The 15568-nt window shown below is 69.1% G+C and carries 18 protein-coding genes, 1 tRNA gene, 1 other RNA gene and 1 pseudogene; 12 read left to right on the top strand and 9 right to left on the bottom strand.

The window, feature by feature from the left end; genetic code table 11:
• Nucleotides 1-40 precede the first annotated feature (40 nt).
• Nucleotides 41-1288 carry an MFS transporter gene (locus tag ACZ5Y9_RS08545; RefSeq protein ID WP_464471133.1) on the bottom strand — a complete coding sequence of 416 codons (1248 nt, stop codon included), beginning with the start codon at nucleotides 1286-1288 and terminating at the stop codon, nucleotides 41-43.
• 210 nt (nucleotides 1289-1498) lie between these two features.
• Between ACZ5Y9_RS08545 and ACZ5Y9_RS08540 the strand changes: the two genes are divergently transcribed.
• A complete protein-coding gene (locus ACZ5Y9_RS08540) occupies nucleotides 1499-1792 on the top strand; it encodes a hypothetical protein (RefSeq protein WP_247622673.1) in 294 nt (97 codons plus the stop codon).
• A 9-nt stretch (nucleotides 1793-1801) separates the two neighbouring features.
• Here ACZ5Y9_RS08540 and ACZ5Y9_RS08535 read toward each other — a convergent pair whose 3' ends face one another.
• From ACZ5Y9_RS08535 to ACZ5Y9_RS08525, 3 genes are read right to left on the bottom strand one after another with little or no spacing between them, the layout of a single operon-like run.
• On the bottom strand, nucleotides 1802-2986 hold the full coding sequence (locus tag ACZ5Y9_RS08535) for an acetyl-CoA C-acetyltransferase (RefSeq protein ID WP_464471132.1): 1185 nt from the start codon (nucleotides 2984-2986) through the stop codon (nucleotides 1802-1804).
• Between the two features lie 5 nt (nucleotides 2987-2991).
• Nucleotides 2992-3648, bottom strand: coding sequence for a 3-oxoacid CoA-transferase subunit B (locus ACZ5Y9_RS08530; RefSeq protein WP_464471131.1), 657 nt, complete (start codon nucleotides 3646-3648; stop codon nucleotides 2992-2994).
• Nucleotide 3649: 1 nt separating this feature from the next.
• The gene (locus tag ACZ5Y9_RS08525; protein ID WP_464471130.1) at nucleotides 3650-4423 is read right to left on the bottom strand and encodes a CoA transferase subunit A; all 774 of its coding nucleotides are present in this window, start codon (nucleotides 4421-4423) and stop codon (nucleotides 3650-3652) included.
• A gap of 103 nt (nucleotides 4424-4526) precedes the next feature.
• Between ACZ5Y9_RS08525 and ACZ5Y9_RS08520 the strand changes: the two genes are divergently transcribed.
• The 7 genes and pseudogenes from ACZ5Y9_RS08520 (at nucleotide 4527) to ACZ5Y9_RS08490 (ending at nucleotide 9013) form a co-directional block, all read left to right on the top strand.
• Complete coding sequence (locus ACZ5Y9_RS08520) at nucleotides 4527-5315, top strand: IclR family transcriptional regulator (RefSeq protein ID WP_247632359.1); 789 nt, start codon at nucleotides 4527-4529, stop codon at nucleotides 5313-5315.
• Nucleotides 5316-5351: 36 nt separating this feature from the next.
• Nucleotides 5352-5792, top strand: a complete 441-nt coding sequence (locus ACZ5Y9_RS08515) for a MarR family winged helix-turn-helix transcriptional regulator (RefSeq protein ID WP_464471129.1) — start codon at nucleotides 5352-5354, stop codon at nucleotides 5790-5792.
• Nucleotides 5789-7018, top strand: a complete 1230-nt coding sequence (locus ACZ5Y9_RS08510; RefSeq protein ID WP_464471128.1) for an MFS transporter — start codon at nucleotides 5789-5791, stop codon at nucleotides 7016-7018. Before ACZ5Y9_RS08515 ends, ACZ5Y9_RS08510 begins: the two co-directional genes overlap by 4 nt.
• A 123-nt stretch (nucleotides 7019-7141) precedes the next feature.
• Nucleotides 7142-7214: transfer RNA gene (locus ACZ5Y9_RS08505), tRNA-Lys, on the top strand.
• A gap of 128 nt (nucleotides 7215-7342) precedes the next feature.
• Nucleotides 7343-8142 (top strand): annotated as a pseudogene (locus ACZ5Y9_RS08500) (inositol monophosphatase family protein).
• 16 nt (nucleotides 8143-8158) lie between these two features.
• Nucleotides 8159-8737: a hypothetical protein gene (locus tag ACZ5Y9_RS08495; protein WP_247622686.1), complete on the top strand. Its 579-nt coding sequence runs from the start codon at nucleotides 8159-8161 to the stop codon at nucleotides 8735-8737.
• 45 nt (nucleotides 8738-8782) lie between these two features.
• Nucleotides 8783-9013 carry a three-helix bundle dimerization domain-containing protein gene (locus tag ACZ5Y9_RS08490; protein WP_247622687.1) on the top strand — a complete coding sequence of 77 codons (231 nt, stop codon included), beginning with the start codon at nucleotides 8783-8785 and terminating at the stop codon, nucleotides 9011-9013.
• A gap of 12 nt (nucleotides 9014-9025) precedes the next feature.
• On the opposite strand, the gene ACZ5Y9_RS08485 is transcribed toward ACZ5Y9_RS08490, so the two are convergent.
• Nucleotides 9026-10105 carry an ATP-binding protein gene (locus tag ACZ5Y9_RS08485; RefSeq protein ID WP_247622688.1) on the bottom strand — a complete coding sequence of 360 codons (1080 nt, stop codon included), beginning with the start codon at nucleotides 10103-10105 and terminating at the stop codon, nucleotides 9026-9028.
• A gap of 162 nt (nucleotides 10106-10267) precedes the next feature.
• Here ACZ5Y9_RS08485 and ACZ5Y9_RS08480 point away from each other — a divergent pair, with 162 nt between their 5' ends.
• Nucleotides 10268-10438 (top strand): hypothetical protein, encoded by a 171-nt coding sequence (locus ACZ5Y9_RS08480; RefSeq protein ID WP_247622689.1) that lies wholly within the window; start codon nucleotides 10268-10270, stop codon nucleotides 10436-10438.
• Between the two features lie 45 nt (nucleotides 10439-10483).
• Entirely contained in the window at nucleotides 10484-10630 is a 147-nt protein-coding gene (locus tag ACZ5Y9_RS08475; protein WP_247622690.1) for a hypothetical protein, read from the top strand.
• An 81-nt stretch (nucleotides 10631-10711) separates the two neighbouring features.
• Here the strand turns inward: ACZ5Y9_RS08475 and ssrA are convergent.
• Nucleotides 10712-11081, bottom strand: a transfer-messenger RNA (tmRNA) gene (ssrA, locus tag ACZ5Y9_RS08470).
• 163 nt (nucleotides 11082-11244) lie between these two features.
• On the opposite strand from ssrA, the gene ACZ5Y9_RS08465 reads away from it, so the two are divergent.
• Entirely contained in the window at nucleotides 11245-11910 is a 666-nt protein-coding gene (locus tag ACZ5Y9_RS08465; RefSeq protein ID WP_336640501.1) for an SIMPL domain-containing protein, read from the top strand.
• Between the two features lie 15 nt (nucleotides 11911-11925).
• Here ACZ5Y9_RS08465 and hflX read toward each other — a convergent pair whose 3' ends face one another.
• Nucleotides 11926-13431: a GTPase HflX gene (hflX, locus tag ACZ5Y9_RS08460; RefSeq protein WP_247622692.1), complete on the bottom strand. Its 1506-nt coding sequence runs from the start codon at nucleotides 13429-13431 to the stop codon at nucleotides 11926-11928.
• A 68-nt stretch (nucleotides 13432-13499) separates the two neighbouring features.
• On the opposite strand from hflX, the gene ACZ5Y9_RS08455 reads away from it, so the two are divergent.
• Nucleotides 13500-14141 (top strand): class I SAM-dependent methyltransferase, encoded by a 642-nt coding sequence (locus ACZ5Y9_RS08455; RefSeq protein WP_464471127.1) that lies wholly within the window; start codon nucleotides 13500-13502, stop codon nucleotides 14139-14141.
• 43 nt (nucleotides 14142-14184) lie between these two features.
• On the opposite strand, the gene dapF is transcribed toward ACZ5Y9_RS08455, so the two are convergent.
• Complete coding sequence (gene dapF, locus ACZ5Y9_RS08450; protein WP_464471126.1) at nucleotides 14185-15057, bottom strand: diaminopimelate epimerase; 873 nt, start codon at nucleotides 15055-15057, stop codon at nucleotides 14185-14187.
• Between the two features lie 22 nt (nucleotides 15058-15079).
• A complete protein-coding gene (locus ACZ5Y9_RS08445; protein WP_247622695.1) occupies nucleotides 15080-15526 on the bottom strand; it encodes a GNAT family acetyltransferase in 447 nt (148 codons plus the stop codon).
• Nucleotides 15527-15568 lie beyond the last annotated feature (42 nt).

The raw sequence follows: 15568 nt of genomic DNA, 5'->3' as shown, positions 1-15568 counted from the left end.
ACCCCCAGGCTATCGAGGTTCGCGGCCCCGGTTCACCGCGTCACGCCGCGACGGCCACGTTCCGCGCACGCGTGCGGCTGAGCACCCAGTTGACGAGACCCGCTGCGAACGCGACCCCGGCCGCGACGATCGGCAGCACGAGCGCCGCCGAGGTGCCGACGTTCTCGGCGAGCTCACCGGCGACGGCCGCACCGATCGACTGGCCGACGACGATCCCCGAGCCGAGCATCGTCATGACCGTCGCCGAGCGTCCGAGCGGGCTGCGCGCGGCGCCGAAGCTGTACTGCGTCACGAGCGTCGGGCCGATGCCGACCCCCATGATGCCGAGAGCGAGCATCATCATCGCGGGAGAATCCACGACGCCCAGCAGGAGCGAGCCCGCGAAGAGGATGCCCGAGAAGACCAGCCACCGGGCGCGGAGCGAGAAGCGGACCGGAAGCCACGCGACGCCGAGCGCCAGAACGGCCGAGCCGACGCCCATCACACCGTAGAGCAGACCCGCCTGTTCGGAGGCGCCCCGGTCCGCCATGAACGACGTCAGCGAGGTGAGCATGGTGCCGAAGAACATGCCGACGCCGAGGATGCCGATCACGACGATGACGAGCTGCGGGCGGAAGAGTTCCGACACCGCCGAGGGCGCTGCCCCGTCTGCCCCGCGCACGGCGGCGACGTGTCGACCGCTCGGGTGGAGGGCGAACGCACCGACGAAGACGATCGTCAGGACCGCCGCGCCCACGAGAGGAGCCCACGGCGCGATCAGCGACGCGAGGATGCCGACGATGAACGGCCCGAAGACGAACACCGTCTCGTCGGCGGCGGACTCGTAGGCCATGGTGCCCGAGACCGTGCGGGCCCGGCGGGTCTCCGGCATCCGCTCGCTGATCATCGTGACCAGCCGCGCACGCGACAGCGGCGAGACCTGCGGGGCCGTCGCCCCGATGCCGGCTGCGGCCAGGAGAACGAGGCCGTCGACCGCGTCGCCGTAGACGACGAGGGTGAACACGACCATCATCGTGCCGTTCGCGATGGCGAGCAGCAGCAGCACGGTCCGCTGGCCGTAGCGATCCGCGGCGGCACCGAGGAGCGGGCCGAAGCACGCGGTGCCGAGGCCGACCGCTGCGGAGGTGAGCCCGCCGAGCGACAGCGATCCGCGCGCCGAGACGACGACGGTCAGCACGCCGACGACCATCATCGCGAAGGGCAGTCTCGCGATGAAGGCGATGAGGAAGTAGGGGAAGCCGGCGAGACGGAAGAGGCTCGGCTCGGTGGAGGTGTGTGTCTGGGTCATGGCTCTCGCGCGCCCGCGGACGCGGTGGTCGGGTGCCGCCGCTGTCCGTCGGAGTGCCGACGGCCGGTAGATACACGGTTCTACGGTCGCGGACGAGCCGCGACTGACACCCATGATAGCGAGTGCCGATCCGAAGGGGCTGTATGCCCGGCATCCGGCGTTCGTGTCAATCCCCCGCCCCGGCCGGGACTCGGGCGGTAGCGTAGGGGCATGCGCTATCTGTTCAGCACGGGCCTGTTCGGAGCGATCACCACCGGTGTCTCGCTCCTCCGCGGCACCCGCGAGTCCCCCGTCACCTGGCGCGCCGCGCTCGCCTGGATCAGCTGGGCCATCACCTTCGCCCTCGCGATCGGCGCCGTGCGCGACACCCGCCGCTTCGACCGCGGTCTCGAGGTCGCCCTGGATTCACCCCTCGCCCCCGCGCAGGCGAAGCGCGCGAACCGCGACGAGAAGCAGGCGCAGAAGGCGGCGGCGCAGAAGCGCACGCGCCGCCGCTCCTCCTGAGTCCGCGTGTCACCGGGTGAGGATCAGCGCCTCGCCCTGACCGCCCCCGCCGCAGAGGCCGACGGCCGCCGTGCCGGAGCCGCGACGCGCCAGCTCGTGCGCCAGGTGCACGACGAGGCGATTACCCGATGCGCCGATCGGATGCCCGATCGCGATCCCTCCCCCGTGGATGTTGACGAGCGCGGGATCCAGGCCGAGTTCGACCTGCGAACGCGCAACCACGGCGCCGAACGCCTCGTTGATCTCGACCAGATCGAGATCGGACGGCGAGATCCCCTGCTTCTCGCACGCGCGTTCGATCGCGCGCGCCGGCTGCGCCTGCAGGGAGTTGTCCGGCCCGGCGGTCTGGCCGCTCGCGCCGACCGTCACGAGGACGGGCCATCCCTTCTCCGCGGCGAGCGCGCGCGTCGTGACGATGACGGCGGAGGCTCCGTCGGAGATCTGCGAGGAGTTGCCCGCCGTGATCGTGCCCCCTTCTGCGAAGGCGGCACGGAGTCCTGCGAGCGACTCCACCGTCGTGTCGGGGCGGATTCCCTCGTCCGCGGTGACGAGCAGAGGTTCCCCGCGGCGCTGAGGCACCGAGACCGTGACGATCTCGTCGTCGAACACGCCCGCAGCCTGGGCGGCCGCCGCACGCTGATGCGAGAGCGCGGCGACGGCGTCCTGAGCCTCGCGCGTGACTTCGTATCGGGCGTTGTGCCGTTCGGTGGACGCTCCCATGCTCTCCCGGTCGTACGCGTCGGTGAGCCCGTCGTAGGCCATGTGATCGAGCACCTCGACACTGCCGTAGGCCCATCCGTCGCGTGACCCCATGAGCAGGTGCGGGGCGCGGGTCATCGACTCCATGCCGGCCGCGACGACCACCTCGGCATCTCCCGTGCGGATCATGCGAGCGGCGTCGATGATCGCGGTGAGGCCGGAGAGGCACACCTTGTTGACCGTGTGTGCGGGAACGCCCCAGCCGATCCCCGCGCCGATGGCCGCCTGGCGTGCGGCGTTCTGCCCGGATCCCGCCGAGAGGACCTGCCCGACGATGACGGCGTCGATGTCCTCCGGGGGGATGGATGCCTGCTCGAGCGCACCGCGGATCGCGAAGGCGCCCAGCTGCGGGGCCGTGACGGCCGCGAGCTGACCCTTGAGACGACCCTGCGGGGTGCGGGCGGCGGAGACGATGACGATATCGGTGTCGTGCATGTCCTTCAGCCTCTCAGACCGGCGAGCGCGGGCGACAGTGTCAGCGGGGGCTCGGTGGCGGCGATGACCTCGTCGGCGGTGACTCCGGGGGCCGTCTCGACGAGCACGAGGCCGGCCTCGGTCACATCGATCACGGCGAGGTCGGTGATGATGCGGTCGACCACCCCCCGACCGGTGAGCGGCAGGGAGCACCGCTCGACGATCTTGGCGGATCCGTCCTTCGCGACGTGCTCCATGAGCACGATGACGCGTGCGGCACCGTGCACGAGGTCCATCGCCCCACCGGGGCCCTTGACCATCTTCCCGGGGATCATCCAGTTCGCCAGGTCTCCGGTCGCCGACACCTGCATGGCACCGAGGATCGCGGCGTCGATCTTGCCCCCGCGGATCATGCCGAAACTCGTCGCCGAGTCGAAGAACGCCGATCCCGCGAGCACGGTGACCGTCTCCTTACCCGCGTTGATGAGATCGGGGTCGACGGCATCCTCCGTCGGGTACGGGCCGACGCCGAGGATGCCGTTCTCGGACTGCAGCACCACGGTGACGCCCGTCGGTACGAAGTTCGGGACGAGGGTGGGAAGCCCGATGCCGAGGTTCACGTACGAGCCGTCCTCGAGCTCTCCGGCGGCGCGGGCGGCCATCTGGTCTCGGGTGAGCGCCATGTCAGGCTCCTTCCGTGGCGACGGTGCGTCGCTCGATGCGCTTGGGGATGTCGGGTCCGACCTCGACGACGCGGTGCACGTACACGCCGGGCAGGTGCACCCCGTCCGGGTCGAGCTCGCCCGGTTCGACGAGGCGCTCGACCTGCGCGATGCAGATCCGGCCCGCCATCGCGGCGAGCGGGTTGAAGTTGCGTGCGGCCTTGGTGAAGACGAGATTGCCGTGGCGGTCTCCGACGGCAGCGTGCACGAGGGCGAAGTCGGTGGTGATCGCCTCCTCCAGCACGTACTCGCGGGCGTCGTCCCCCTCGCCGAAGGTGCGCACGTCCTTGGCGGGCGAGGCGACGGCGATCGTGCCGTCGGGCGCGTATCTGCGCGGCAGACCCCCTTCGGCGACCTGCGTACCGACGCCCGTCTGCGTGAAGAAGGCGGCGATCCCCGACCCGCCGGCGCGCAGCTTCTCGGCGAGGGTTCCCTGCGGGGTGAGCTCGAGCTCGAGTTCGCCAGTGAGGAACTGACGCTCGAATTCCTTGTTCTCGCCCACGTACGACGACGTCATCTTGCGGATGCGGTGCGCTCCGAGCAGGATGCCGAGACCCCAGTCGTCGACGCCGCAGTTGTTGCTGACGACGCTCAGGTCCGTCGTCCCCTGGGCGAGCAGAGCTTCGATGAGGGCGATGGGGTTCCCGGAGAGGCCGAACCCGCCGACGGCGAGGGACGCTCCGTCGGGGATGTCGGTGACCGCCTCCGCGGCAGAGGGCCAGTGCTTGTCGATCACGCGTACTCCTTCGAACGGGCGTTGGGTCCAGCTTGACGGTCGCGCGGTGGGAGCGACAGCGGATGCTTGCGATGTGGACGTTTCGCCGAGTAGCGTCCACATTATGGAACGAGCGTCGACGAGCGTGCCGGGAGCGCAGGCCATCGCACGGGCGGCCGGACTCCTCCGCCTCGTCTCGGGCGGGCGCCCCGAAGGGATGGCGCTCCAGGAGCTCGCCCACGCCGCCGACCTGTCGAGGTCGACGACGCATCGCCTGCTCAGCGCGCTCCGCGCCGAGGGACTCGTCGATCGGGACGACACGACCGCCCGCTGGATGCCCGGACCCGAGCTGTACCTCATGGGCAACGCCGCAGCCGCGCGCTACGACGTCACCGCTCTCGCGCGCGACATCGTGCGGTCGCTCGCCGTCAAGACCGAGGAGAGCGCCTTTTTCTCGGTACGACGAGCCGATGAGACCGTATGCCTCCTCCGTGAGGAAGGCGCCTTCCCGATCCGCTCATTCGTGCTCAGCGAGGGCGTGCGCTTCCCCCTCGGCGTGGCGAGCGCGGGCCTCGCGATCCTGGCGTTCCTTCCCGACCACGATGTGGATGCGTATCTCGGTCGGCACCCGGAGCTCGCGTCGACGTGGGGCCGCCCGCATGCGCAGAAGCCGCTGCGTGCGCGCCTCGCCGAGACGAAGGAACGCGGCTTCGCGGTCAATCCCGGCCTCATCGTGGAAGGCAGCTGGGGCATCGGCGCGGCCGTGTTCGATCGCCACGGCCGTCCGGAGTGGGCTCTGAGCCTGACGGGCGTGGAGTTCCGCTTCGGCCCCGATCGCCTCGCGCACCTCGGCCGCACGCTGCTCGCTCACGCCCACGAACTCTCGGCGAGGATCGCGGGCGCTCGCCACTGACACCCATTACATACCATCGGGTATATACTCGTTGGTATGCAACGTGCGGAAGTGATCCCCTCCATCGTGCTCTCGGCGTATGCGCTCGGCCGCATCGCCGCGCAGGATGCCGGCAACGAGGCACCCGCCGCCCAGTGGCGGGTGCTCAGCCTGCTCGGCCGACAGGGCGCCTCGAGAGTCGGCGAACTCGCCGCAGCCGCTCGCACCACGCAACCGGGAATGACCCGCCTGATCGGCGCGCTCGAGCGCGACGGACTGGTGCGCCGCTCCCCCGACCCCGCCGACTCCCGCGCGGTGGTCGTCGAGGCGACGGACGCCGGAGCCCGTGCTCTCGCCGCCTGGCGCTACGAGTTCCGCGACACGCTCGCGCCGCGGTTCCACGCGCTCGACGACGCCGACTGGGCGACCCTGACCCGTGCGGCCGAGATCCTCGCCGCGCACACCGACCCCACCGACCGAAAGGACTCCTCGCAATGAACACGACCGCCACCCCCTCCGTCTGGAAGCAACCCGCGCAGGTGTGGGCCGTCGCCTTCGCCTGCGTAGTCGCGTTCATGGGCATCGGACTGGTCGACCCCATCCTCCCGGCGATCGCGGAGTCCCTGCAGGCCTCGCCCGTCGAGACCGAACTCCTCTTCACGAGCTATCTGCTCGTCACGGGCCTCGCGATGCTCGTCACGAGCTGGATCTCGAGCCGGATCGGCGCGAAGGCGACTCTCCTCATCGGACTCGCGCTCATCGTCGCGTTCGCCCTGCTCTGCGCCCTCAGCGGCAGCGTCGACGCCGTCATCGGCTTCCGCGCGGGGTGGGGCCTCGGTAACGCGCTCTTCATCTCCACCGCTCTCGCCACGATCGTCGGCGCGGCGTCCGGCGGCAGCAGTGCAGCGATCATCCTCTACGAGGCGGCGCTGGGTCTCGGCATCGCGATCGGTCCGCTCCTGGGCGGGCTCCTCGGCGAGATGAGCTGGCGCGGACCCTTCTTCGGCGTCGTCGCCCTCATGGCGATCGCGTTCGTCGCGGTCCTCGTGCTGCTGCGCGGCCCCGCAGAGAAGCGCACTCCGGTGCCGTTCTCGGCTCCCTTCACCGCGCTCCGCCGCCCGGCGCTCGCGATCCTCGCCGTCGCCGCGCTGTTCTACAACATCGGCTTCTTCGTGCTCCTCGCCTTCTCGCCCTTCCCCCTCGGCTTCGGCGCACTCGGCATCGGCTTCACGTTCTTCGGCTGGGGCGTCGCGCTCGCGATCACGAGCGTCTGGGTCGCTCCGCTCCTCATGCGCCGGATGCCGCGGACCCGCATCATCGTGACCGTGCTGCCCCTGCTGGCGGTCGATCTCGTCGCGGCCGGCCTCCTCGCCGGCGACCCTGCGGCCCTCGTCGTGTGCATCATCATCGGCGGCCTCCTGCTCGGCATCATGAACACCGTGCTCACCGAGGCGGTCATGGAGGCCACCGACCTTCCCCGTTCGGTCGCCTCGTCGTCGTACTCGGCGGTGCGCTTCCTCGGCGGGGCGATGGCCCCTCCCCTCGCCGCACTGCTGTGGCACTCGTTCAACGTGACGGTCCCGTACCTGTTCGCCGCGGCATCCGTCCTGATCGCCGCTCTCACGGTCTTCCTGGGACGGCGTGCTCTCGCCCACATCGACTCGCACGGTGCGGTTCCCGCCGCCGAAGACGCCCAGGCGATCCTCGTCGGCGACGCCGCCTGATCATCCGCCCGGGAGCGTCGCGCCGCCTCGATCGCTGCGACACTCCCGGGGGTGCGGGCTCGATTTCGCACCGCGTCGATCCCCTGGTAATGTAATTCCTCGGTCGGGGTCATCCCGGGCCACGCACCTCTAGCTCAATCGGCAGAGCAACTGACTCTTAATCAGTGGGTTCTGGGTTCAAGTCCCAGGGGGTGCACGGATCAGCCTCGTTGACTCTCGCCAGTCTTCGGGGCTTTTCTGCTTCTCGAGCACGTCTTCTCGGCCGCGTCACCGCACGGTCATGCCCCGATCGAGACCCTCGGCACGGGCGACTACGCTGGTGGCGTGACCGCCATCCCCCGCGCATCCGACTTCCGCAGCGATCTCGAACTCGCCCTGCGTCTGGCCGACGCGGCCGATGCGCAGTCGCTCCCCCGGTTCGACGCCGCCGATCTGCAGATCTCGACCAAGGCCGACAACTCCCACGTCACCGATGCCGACCTCGCGACCGAACGCGCGATCCGCGACATCCTCGCGACCGAGCGCCCGGAGGACGGCATATTCGGCGAGGAGTTCGGCGCCGAAGGCGACACTCACCGCCAGTGGATCATCGATCCGATCGACGGCACCGCCAACTTCCTGCGCGGTGTGCCGCTCTGGGGCACGATGATCGCCCTCGCGGTCGACGGCGTTCCGCAGGTCGGCGTCGTCAGCATGCCCGCGCGCTCGGCCGACGCTGGTGGGCCTCCCCCGAGGAGGGTGCCTGGACGGCGACGGAGAACGAGCCGCGCCGACTGCACGTCTCCTCCGTCTCGTCGCTCGACGACGCCAGTGTCAGCTTCCAGAGCATCGCGCAGTGGGCGGATGCCGGACGCATCGACACTCTCATCGCGCTCGCGGACCGGGTGTGGCGCGACCGCGCCTACGGTGACGTCTTCTCGTACATGCTCCTGGCCGAGGGACGCCTCGACATGGTCGCCGAGTTCGACGTCAAGGAGTACGACATCGCGGCCGCAGTGCCGATCGTCCGCGAGGCGGGCGGCACGATGACCGACTACGCGGGGGCCGAGACGATCTCGACGCGCTCGACACTCGCCACCAACGGCATCCTCCACGACGCCTTCCTCACCTTCCTGCATCCCTGATCTCCCGAGGCCCGCGATGATCCCTCCCCGCATCGTTTCCATCACAGCTGGAGCAGCATTCCTCGTCGCCGCTCTGACGGCGTGCTCCGCCCCTGGCGAGACCGACCCGACCCCGACGACCGATCCCGCGACGCCGGCGCCGCAGGCGAGCGTCGAGCCGGCCGCGACGCCGAACCCTGAACCCACCTCCGCAGCGCTCACGTGCGAGTCGATGATCTCGTCCGGCACGGTCGCGGCCCTGACCGAGGCGGGGTGGACGGCCGAGACCAAGGACTTCGTCATCGGCGACACCACCATCCCGGAGGACGAGGGGCTGCTGTGCTTCTGGGGCGACTACGCCGTCGCCTCCGATCACGGCCAGCTGTACGGTTGGGCCGAGCTGAGCGCGGGCGCGGCGAGCGATGCGCAGACATCGCTCCTGGCCGCGGGGTGGCATCGCGAAGACGGTCCCGAGGGCGTGTACATCACCGAGGATCCGCAGTACGCGATGGGCACCGATGACGACGGGTACGGCATGACCTACCTGTTCGGCGATGGGTGGGTGAAGCTCGCCGACACCAAGCAGGGCCTCCTCCTCATCGAAGGCGCCGGTTGAGGGGACTCCATTGCGGATGCCGGGCAGCCGGGAGACAATCGGCCCATGAGCGAACGCAACGACGAAGCGAACACCGCCGCGATGCTCGACCGGATCGCCACCCGATTCCCCGACGTTCCGCGGGAGAGCATCGAGCACATCGCCCACGAGGAGCACGAACGCCTCAGCGGCGGGCGCATCCAGGATTACGTGCCGGTTCTCGTCGAGAAGGAGACCGTCGAGCGTCTGCGGACCGGAGCCATCCCCGTGCAGACGCCGATCCCCGAGGACTCCTGAGCGCGTCGACGCTCACGCCATCGGAACACGGACGTCGCCGCCCGCCTCCTCGGTGAGACGCGCTCCCATCTGCACGAACGTCGGCTCGGCGATGAAACCGCCGGCGAACAGCGCCTGACCCTGCGCGAAGGTCTGCGCACGACGGATGGCGTGCTCCGAGGCGAACCCGAACACTTCGGCGAGTTCGGCGAGATCGCGTGGAGCGTTGACGCGCATCAGCCCGAGGTTGTCGCACTGCGACAGCACGTTCGGGTGGATCTTCGTGGGGCGCTGTGTCGACAGGAAGAGCCACAGCCCGAACTTCCGCCCCTCAGCGGCGATCTGCACGAGGCGTGCCGTCAACTCCCGTTCCACAGCCGTCGTCGGCTCCGGAACGCAGAGGTTATGAGCTTCGTCGATCACGATCAGCAGCGGTCGGCGCTCTTCCCGACGCGCCCAGAGATCCTCCAGAACGGCCAGGGCGGCGACGCCGGGTTCGGCCGGATGATCGAAGCCTCCGAGGTCGAGGACCGTCACCCTCGGGCGCTCGCTGATCACGTCGACGACGGATGCCGCACCACGCGACCACAGCTCCCACTCGAGCACTTGGAGGTTCTCCATGCGATTCGCGAGTCGCACCTTCACCGCCTCCCCGCTCTCGCGGAGGCCGCGGATCATCTCCGCCGAATCGAACTGCCCGGACGACACCTGCGTGTGCAGCAGCGCGTTGTACTCCTCGGCATCCGCGATCGGATCGATGCGCAGCACAGCGGCCTTGGCCGCCGGCGAGAGGTCCACGTAGCGCACCCGTAGGCGCTCGCCCTCCGCACGGCCGGAGCGGAACACACGGACATCGAGATCGCCCAGTCGGCGCGCCGCTGCGTCATCGGTGCCGGGGCGGATCTCACGCAACCGCACGAAATCCGCGTTGGGATCGAAGACGAGCACGGGGAGCTCCGTGTGCAGGAGCAACTGCTCGAGCACCACGCCCAGCGCGTACGTCTTGCCGCTGCCGCTCTGGCCGCACCAGAAGGTGTGCCGATTGAATCGTCGCGGGTCGAGTTGCACCGGCTCGGCGCCCTCGATCGTCGCTCCGATGACGAACTCTCCCATGACTGCCCCTCTCGGTCGCTCCCAGAGTGCACCATGGACCCCTCGTGCGGAAGGCCTGCACGGCATCACATCCGCGTGAAAAGGGCAAGGGAGCAGACATAGATGGCTGTGCGTGGTTCGCTCAGGACCAGCGACGCAGACCGCGCCGCGGAAGGAGCGCACATGTCCGACCCGTTCTCCACTCCGCTCGCACCGGGCGAGCAGCCCACCAGGCCCGAGCCGCTCGATCCCACACCGGGCGAGCCTCTCGCCCCCGTTCCGGACGAACCGCTCGCGCCGAACCCGGAGGAGCCGTTGGCGCCGAACCCGCAGGAACCGACGATCCCGCTCTAGAGCGCCGCATCACTCCCCCATCCGACCGAGAAAGAAGGTGACGCCATGAACGCAGACAGCGATCGCAACGACATCAGCACGGAACAGTCCCCGGGACCCGAGGAGAACGACAACCTCGGCGCAGAAGATGCCAAGGGCGAGCCGCCCACGGTACCGCCGACGCACGGCGACGACGTGTCGGCGGAGAAGTAACCGCCGTCGCCCCACGAAGAAGGCCCTTGGGTTCCCACACATGGCGGGAACCCGAGGGCCTTCTCCTTCGCGACAGCGACCTGGTGGAGCTGGGGGGAATCGAACCCCCGTCCAACGCTGAGTCTCCACGCCTTCTCCGGGCGCAGTCTGTGAAGACGTTCTACTCGGCTCCGACCTTTGTCACAGACACCTAAGTCGACGAGCCCAGCCTGGGAGGAGTCCCACGTGGCGTCCAGACGCCACCACGCAGCAAGATTCCTAGATGACGCCAGGATCCGTATCGGAATCACATACGGCCTGACGGACTATCGGGCTCGCTTATGCAGCGAGGGCGAAGTCGTTGCGCTTGGTTTCGGCAACTATTGTTTTGCAGAGAGCGTTTACGAGATAACTCTGCATCCTCGGCCCGCTTCTCGTGGATTCACAGGCGCTGTCGAAACCGATCAGCCCCGTGGTCCTTCTCTCGAAGGAGCCGCTGTCGCACTGTGGAGTTTTCATCCGGATGCCGTGGCACCCAGCTTCACAGGATACAACGGATCCTGCGCACCTGCCATTCCCGGCGCTGAGCAGTCGCCGTCATCCGTGCGTCAGGTGCCTGGCGTAGAGTCGGCCCCATGAGCGATGTCACCGTCACCGTCCGCGGCGAGCACGAGGCGCGCGTCGCGCCGGAGCGCGCCACCATCCGCGTCACCGTCCGCTCCGAGGGCCCCGAGCGGGCGGCGGTCGTCGACACCGTCATGCGTCTCGCCGAACCTCTGCGCGCGAGCATCACCGAGCGCAGCGACGCTCAGACAGTCGTCGACTGGTCGAGCAAGCGCCTCTCGGTGCGCGCCGAGAGGCCGTGGAACAACGAGGGCAAGCGACTCGCTCCGGTGTACTACGCGAGCATCGACTTCACAGCCACGTTCACCGAAGCATCCGAGTTGTCGATCTGGGTGTCCGACATCTCCGCCTGGGACGGCGTCGAGGTCGGCTGGGTGAACTGGCACCTCACGCCCGAGACGCGGACGCGCATCGAGCGCGAGGTCGCCGCCGCGGCCGTCGGTGTCGCCGTCACCCGTGCCGAGGCCTACGCCGGCGCCCTCGGACGCGATTCGGTCACGCCCGTCGAGATCGCCGATGTCGGACTCATCTCGAATCGCGAGGCGCAGCCCGCGGCACCGATGCTGAAGGCGCGCGGGGCGGCTTTCGCGATGGCAGACGCCTCACCCGGAATGGAGTACGAACCGGAGGAGATCGTCGTCTCCGCCACGGTCGAGGGGCGGTTCATCGCCTCCTGACCGCTGCGGTCGGCCTCAGCTCGCGTAGGGCGCGAGATCGGCGGCGAGCCGCTCCGACACCCGAGCGTGCACCGCGGTGCCCTCTTCGCGATGGTCGACGGCCAACAGCATCCCGGTCTCGTGGATCGCGGCGACCAGGTCGCCCCGATCGTACGGGACCACGGCGTGCACCTCGACGGCCGGCTTCGGGAGAGCCTCCTCGATCGCGGCACGAAGCTCGGCGATGCCCTCCCCCGAGCGCGACGACACGAAATGCGCCTTCGGCTCGAGACCGCGCAGCACGAGTCGCTCGTCGTCATCGATCAGGTCGGCCTTGTTGAACACGACGAGCTCGGGCATGTCGCGCACCCCGACGTCGCCCATCACATCGCGAACGGTCTGCAACTGTCCGGCCGGATCGGGGTGGGAGCCGTCGACGACGTGGAGCACGACGTCGGCGTCACCGACCTCCTCGAGCGTCGAGCGGAAAGCCTCGACGAGCTGATGCGGCAGGTTGCGGACGAACCCGACCGTGTCGGTCAGCGTGAACACGCGTCCGTCAGCGGTCTCGGAGCGGCGGACGGTCGCATCCAGCGTCGCGAACAGCGCGTTCTCGACGAGCACGCCAGCGCTCGTCAGAGCGTTGAGCAAGCTCGACTTGCCGGCGTTCGTGTACCCGGCGATCGCCACGGAGGGGATCGTGTTGCGCTTGCGCTCCGCGCGCTTCGCCTCGCGAGCCGGACCGAAGTCGCGGATCTGACGACGCAGAAGCGCCATCTTCGTGCGAATGCGTCGGCGATCGAGCTCGATCTTCGTCTCACCCGGGCCGCGCGAGCCCATTCCGGCGCCACCGGCACCGACCTGTCCACCCGCCTGGCGGCTCATCGAGTCACCCCAGCCGCGCAGACGCGGCAGGAGGTACTCGAGCTGGGCGAGTTCGACCTGCGCCTTGCCCTCACGACTCTTGGCGTGCTGGCTGAAGATGTCGAGGATCACGGTCGTGCGATCGATGACCTTGACCTTCACGACGTCCTCGAGCGCACGGCGCTGGCTCGGCGCCAGCTCCGTGTCGGCGATGACCGTGTCCGCGCCGACAGCGGCCACGATGTCCTTGAGTTCCTGGGCCTTTCCGCGACCGAGGTAGGTGGCGGCGTCAGGGTGGGGCCGACGCTGCAGAACACCATCGAGCACGACGGCGCCCGCGGTCTCGGCAAGGGCCGCGAGTTCGCGGAGGGAGTTCTCGGCGTCGGTCTGCGCACCCTGCGGGTAGACCCCGACGAGCACGACGTTCTCGAGTCGGAGCTGCCGGTACTCGACCTCGGTGACGTCTTCGAGTTCGGTCGAGAGGCCGCCGACGCGACGAAGCGCATGACGATCCTCCAGGTCCCACTGGTCACCGTCCGATGCGGCGTGCGCCGCCGTCGACCGGTCCTGCAGCGCCTGTGCTGCTCCGAACACGCGGACTTCCGAGCGACTCTCGGCGTGAGCGAGCACACGATCGAGTGCATCGCCGTCTTCGTGCTGTGTGGTGGTTTCCGTCATCCGTCCCTGATCTCTTGCTTTCGTTTCGAGCCTTAACCTTAGCCCGCGCTCTCCGGTACGCTCACCGTATGGGGTCCGATCACTACTTCACTGCGGCCCCGGTCAGTCCTGAGAACCTGCGAACGATCCGCGTGACGCTCGCAGGCCGCGAGCTCGAACTCACCACCGCCGGCGGTGTCTTCAGCCCGGATCGCCTGGACGCCGGTACGTCAGTGCTTCTCGCCAACATGCCTCCCGTTCCTCCGGGGGGCAATCTTCTCGACCTCGGCAGCGGCTGGGGTCCCATCACGCTGTCGATGGCACTCGCCGCGCCCCACGCGAAGGTCTGGGCCGTGGATGTGAATGAGCGTGCCCTCGATCTCGTCCGCCGCAATGCGGCGTCTCTCGGGCTCACCAATGTCAACGCGTCGTTGCCCGAGGATGTTCCCGCCGATGTGACCTTCCGGACGATCCGCTCGAACCCGCCGATCCGCGTGGGCAAGAACGTTCTGCACGATCTGCTCGAGAAGTGGATTCCGCGCCTCGACGAGCGCAGTGACGCCTGGCTGGTCGTGCAGCGAAACCTCGGCGCCGACTCCCTCCAGCGCTGGATCGGTTCGACGTTCCACCCCGGCTTCACGGTCTATCGCACCGCGACCAGCAAGGGCTACCGGGTGCTCAAGGTGCGCAAGCACGGGACTCCCCCGACCGAGCCCATCACGATCGCCTGAGGCGTCAGCGACCGCTCGCCGGCCCGCGGGCGGGGCGCTGTGCTCAGGCGAGCTCGATCTCGCCGTGGAAGGCGAGTTGGGCGGGACCGGCGAGAGCGACGTGCTCTCCGTCCTCGGCGGCGAACATCCGCACTCCGAGCGTCCCGCCGGGAACCTCGACGCGCCAGTTGTCGGGCGCCTGCTCCCCCGCCCAGTGACGAACGGCGAGAGCCGTGGCGGCCACGCCCGTTCCACAGCTGAGAGTCTCGCCCACCCCGCGCTCGAACACCCGCATGCGCACATGGCCGATGCCGTCGCGCACCAGGGGTTCGCCCGGCACGACGAACTCCACGTTGGCACCGGCGGGCGGGAGCGGATCGAGGAGCGGAGGTCGGTGGAGGTCGAGAGAAGCCAGTTCCGCCTCGCTCGCGACGGCCACGACGACGTGCGGATTTCCCACGTCGATTCCCAGACCGGGTCGGGTGACCGCGAGCCCGCTGGCGGTCACCAGCGGATCGTCGCCGTCGAGACGCCAGCGGCCGAGGTCGACCTGGTACCCGTTCTCGCTGCGGGTGACGTCGCGCACCCCGGCGCGGGTTCCGATCGAGAGCGTCGACCCCGACTCGATGACGGCGAGGCCCGCCCACAGGAGGTAGTGCGCGAAGACACGGATGCCGTTGCCGCACATCTCGGCGATCGAACCGTCGGCGTTGCGGTAGTCCATGAACCACTCGGCATCCGGCTCCTCGGCCAGCGCTGCAGCACCGTCGGCGATCGCGGCGGAGCGGACGACTCGCAGCACACCGTCGGCGCCGATACCGAAGTTACGGTCGCAGAGTGCCGCGACCTGATCGGCGGTGAGGTCGAGAGCACCGTCGGGGTCGGCGATGATGACGAAATCGTTGCCCGTGCCGTGACCCTTGGTGAATGCGACCATGCTCCCAGTCTAGGGATCTCGGCTATGCGTCGGCGATGAGCCGCTTGCCGGTGTTCGCCACCGCGAACCGCTCGTATCCGAGCGCATCGTAGAAGCCCAGCACCGCTTCGTTGCCCTCGCGGACCATGAGCTGCACCTTCGGGCATCCGAGAGCCAGCAGCAGCCGTTCCGCCTCGGCGACCAGTTCACGCGCGATGCCGTGGCCGCGATGGGAAGCCGCTGTGGCGAGGTAGTAGAGCCATCCGCGATGGCCGTCGTACCCGGCCATGACCGAACCGAGGACCGTCACGCCTTCCGGGTCCGTCGCGACGAGGAACAGCTCGGGTTGCACTCGCAGCTTGCGCTCGATGTCGAGGCGGGGATCGTTCCAGGGCCGGGTGAGTCCGGCCTCGGTCCACAGCTCGATGACCGCATCGGTGTCGGCCTGTTCGAATGCCCGCACGTTCCACGCCATGGTGCTCCTGTTCATCGACGCCTCCCGGATCGCGCCGAAGAATGAGCCTATCCGGGG

It is taken from the genome of Microbacterium sp. T3-8, from assembly GCF_055398145.1.
Note: the sequence above shows the minus strand (reverse complement) of the source record. Positions and strands in the feature narration are given on the sequence as shown.

Bases quoted from the DNA above. Each gene is read 5' to 3' on its own strand.
- ACZ5Y9_RS08530 (WP_464471131.1), bottom strand. From the start codon at position 3,648: ATGGCGCTCACCCGAGACCAGATGGCCGCCCGCGCCGCCGGAGAGCTC.
- ACZ5Y9_RS08520 (WP_247632359.1), top strand. From the start codon at position 4,527: ATGGAACGAGCGTCGACGAGCGTGCCGGGAGCGCAGGCCATCGCACGG.
- ACZ5Y9_RS08515 (WP_464471129.1), top strand. From the start codon at position 5,352: ATGCAACGTGCGGAAGTGATCCCCTCCATCGTGCTCTCGGCGTATGCG.
- ACZ5Y9_RS08540 (WP_247622673.1), top strand. From the start codon at position 1,499: ATGCGCTATCTGTTCAGCACGGGCCTGTTCGGAGCGATCACCACCGGT.
- dapF (WP_464471126.1), bottom strand. From the start codon at position 15,057: ATGGTCGCATTCACCAAGGGTCACGGCACGGGCAACGATTTCGTCATC.
- ACZ5Y9_RS08455 (WP_464471127.1), top strand. From the start codon at position 13,500: ATGGGGTCCGATCACTACTTCACTGCGGCCCCGGTCAGTCCTGAGAAC.
- hflX (WP_247622692.1), bottom strand. From the start codon at position 13,431: ATGACGGAAACCACCACACAGCACGAAGACGGCGATGCACTCGATCGT.
- ACZ5Y9_RS08495 (WP_247622686.1), top strand. From the start codon at position 8,159: ATGATCCCTCCCCGCATCGTTTCCATCACAGCTGGAGCAGCATTCCTC.
- ACZ5Y9_RS08480 (WP_247622689.1), top strand. From the start codon at position 10,268: ATGTCCGACCCGTTCTCCACTCCGCTCGCACCGGGCGAGCAGCCCACC.
- ACZ5Y9_RS08485 (WP_247622688.1), bottom strand. From the start codon at position 10,105: ATGGGAGAGTTCGTCATCGGAGCGACGATCGAGGGCGCCGAGCCGGTG.
- ACZ5Y9_RS08545 (WP_464471133.1), bottom strand. From the start codon at position 1,288: ATGACCCAGACACACACCTCCACCGAGCCGAGCCTCTTCCGTCTCGCC.
- ACZ5Y9_RS08465 (WP_336640501.1), top strand. From the start codon at position 11,245: ATGAGCGATGTCACCGTCACCGTCCGCGGCGAGCACGAGGCGCGCGTC.
- ACZ5Y9_RS08445 (WP_247622695.1), bottom strand. From the start codon at position 15,526: ATGAACAGGAGCACCATGGCGTGGAACGTGCGGGCATTCGAACAGGCC.
- ACZ5Y9_RS08535 (WP_464471132.1), bottom strand. From the start codon at position 2,986: ATGCACGACACCGATATCGTCATCGTCTCCGCCGCCCGCACCCCGCAG.
- ACZ5Y9_RS08510 (WP_464471128.1), top strand. From the start codon at position 5,789: ATGAACACGACCGCCACCCCCTCCGTCTGGAAGCAACCCGCGCAGGTG.
- ACZ5Y9_RS08490 (WP_247622687.1), top strand. From the start codon at position 8,783: ATGAGCGAACGCAACGACGAAGCGAACACCGCCGCGATGCTCGACCGG.
- ACZ5Y9_RS08475 (WP_247622690.1), top strand. From the start codon at position 10,484: ATGAACGCAGACAGCGATCGCAACGACATCAGCACGGAACAGTCCCCG.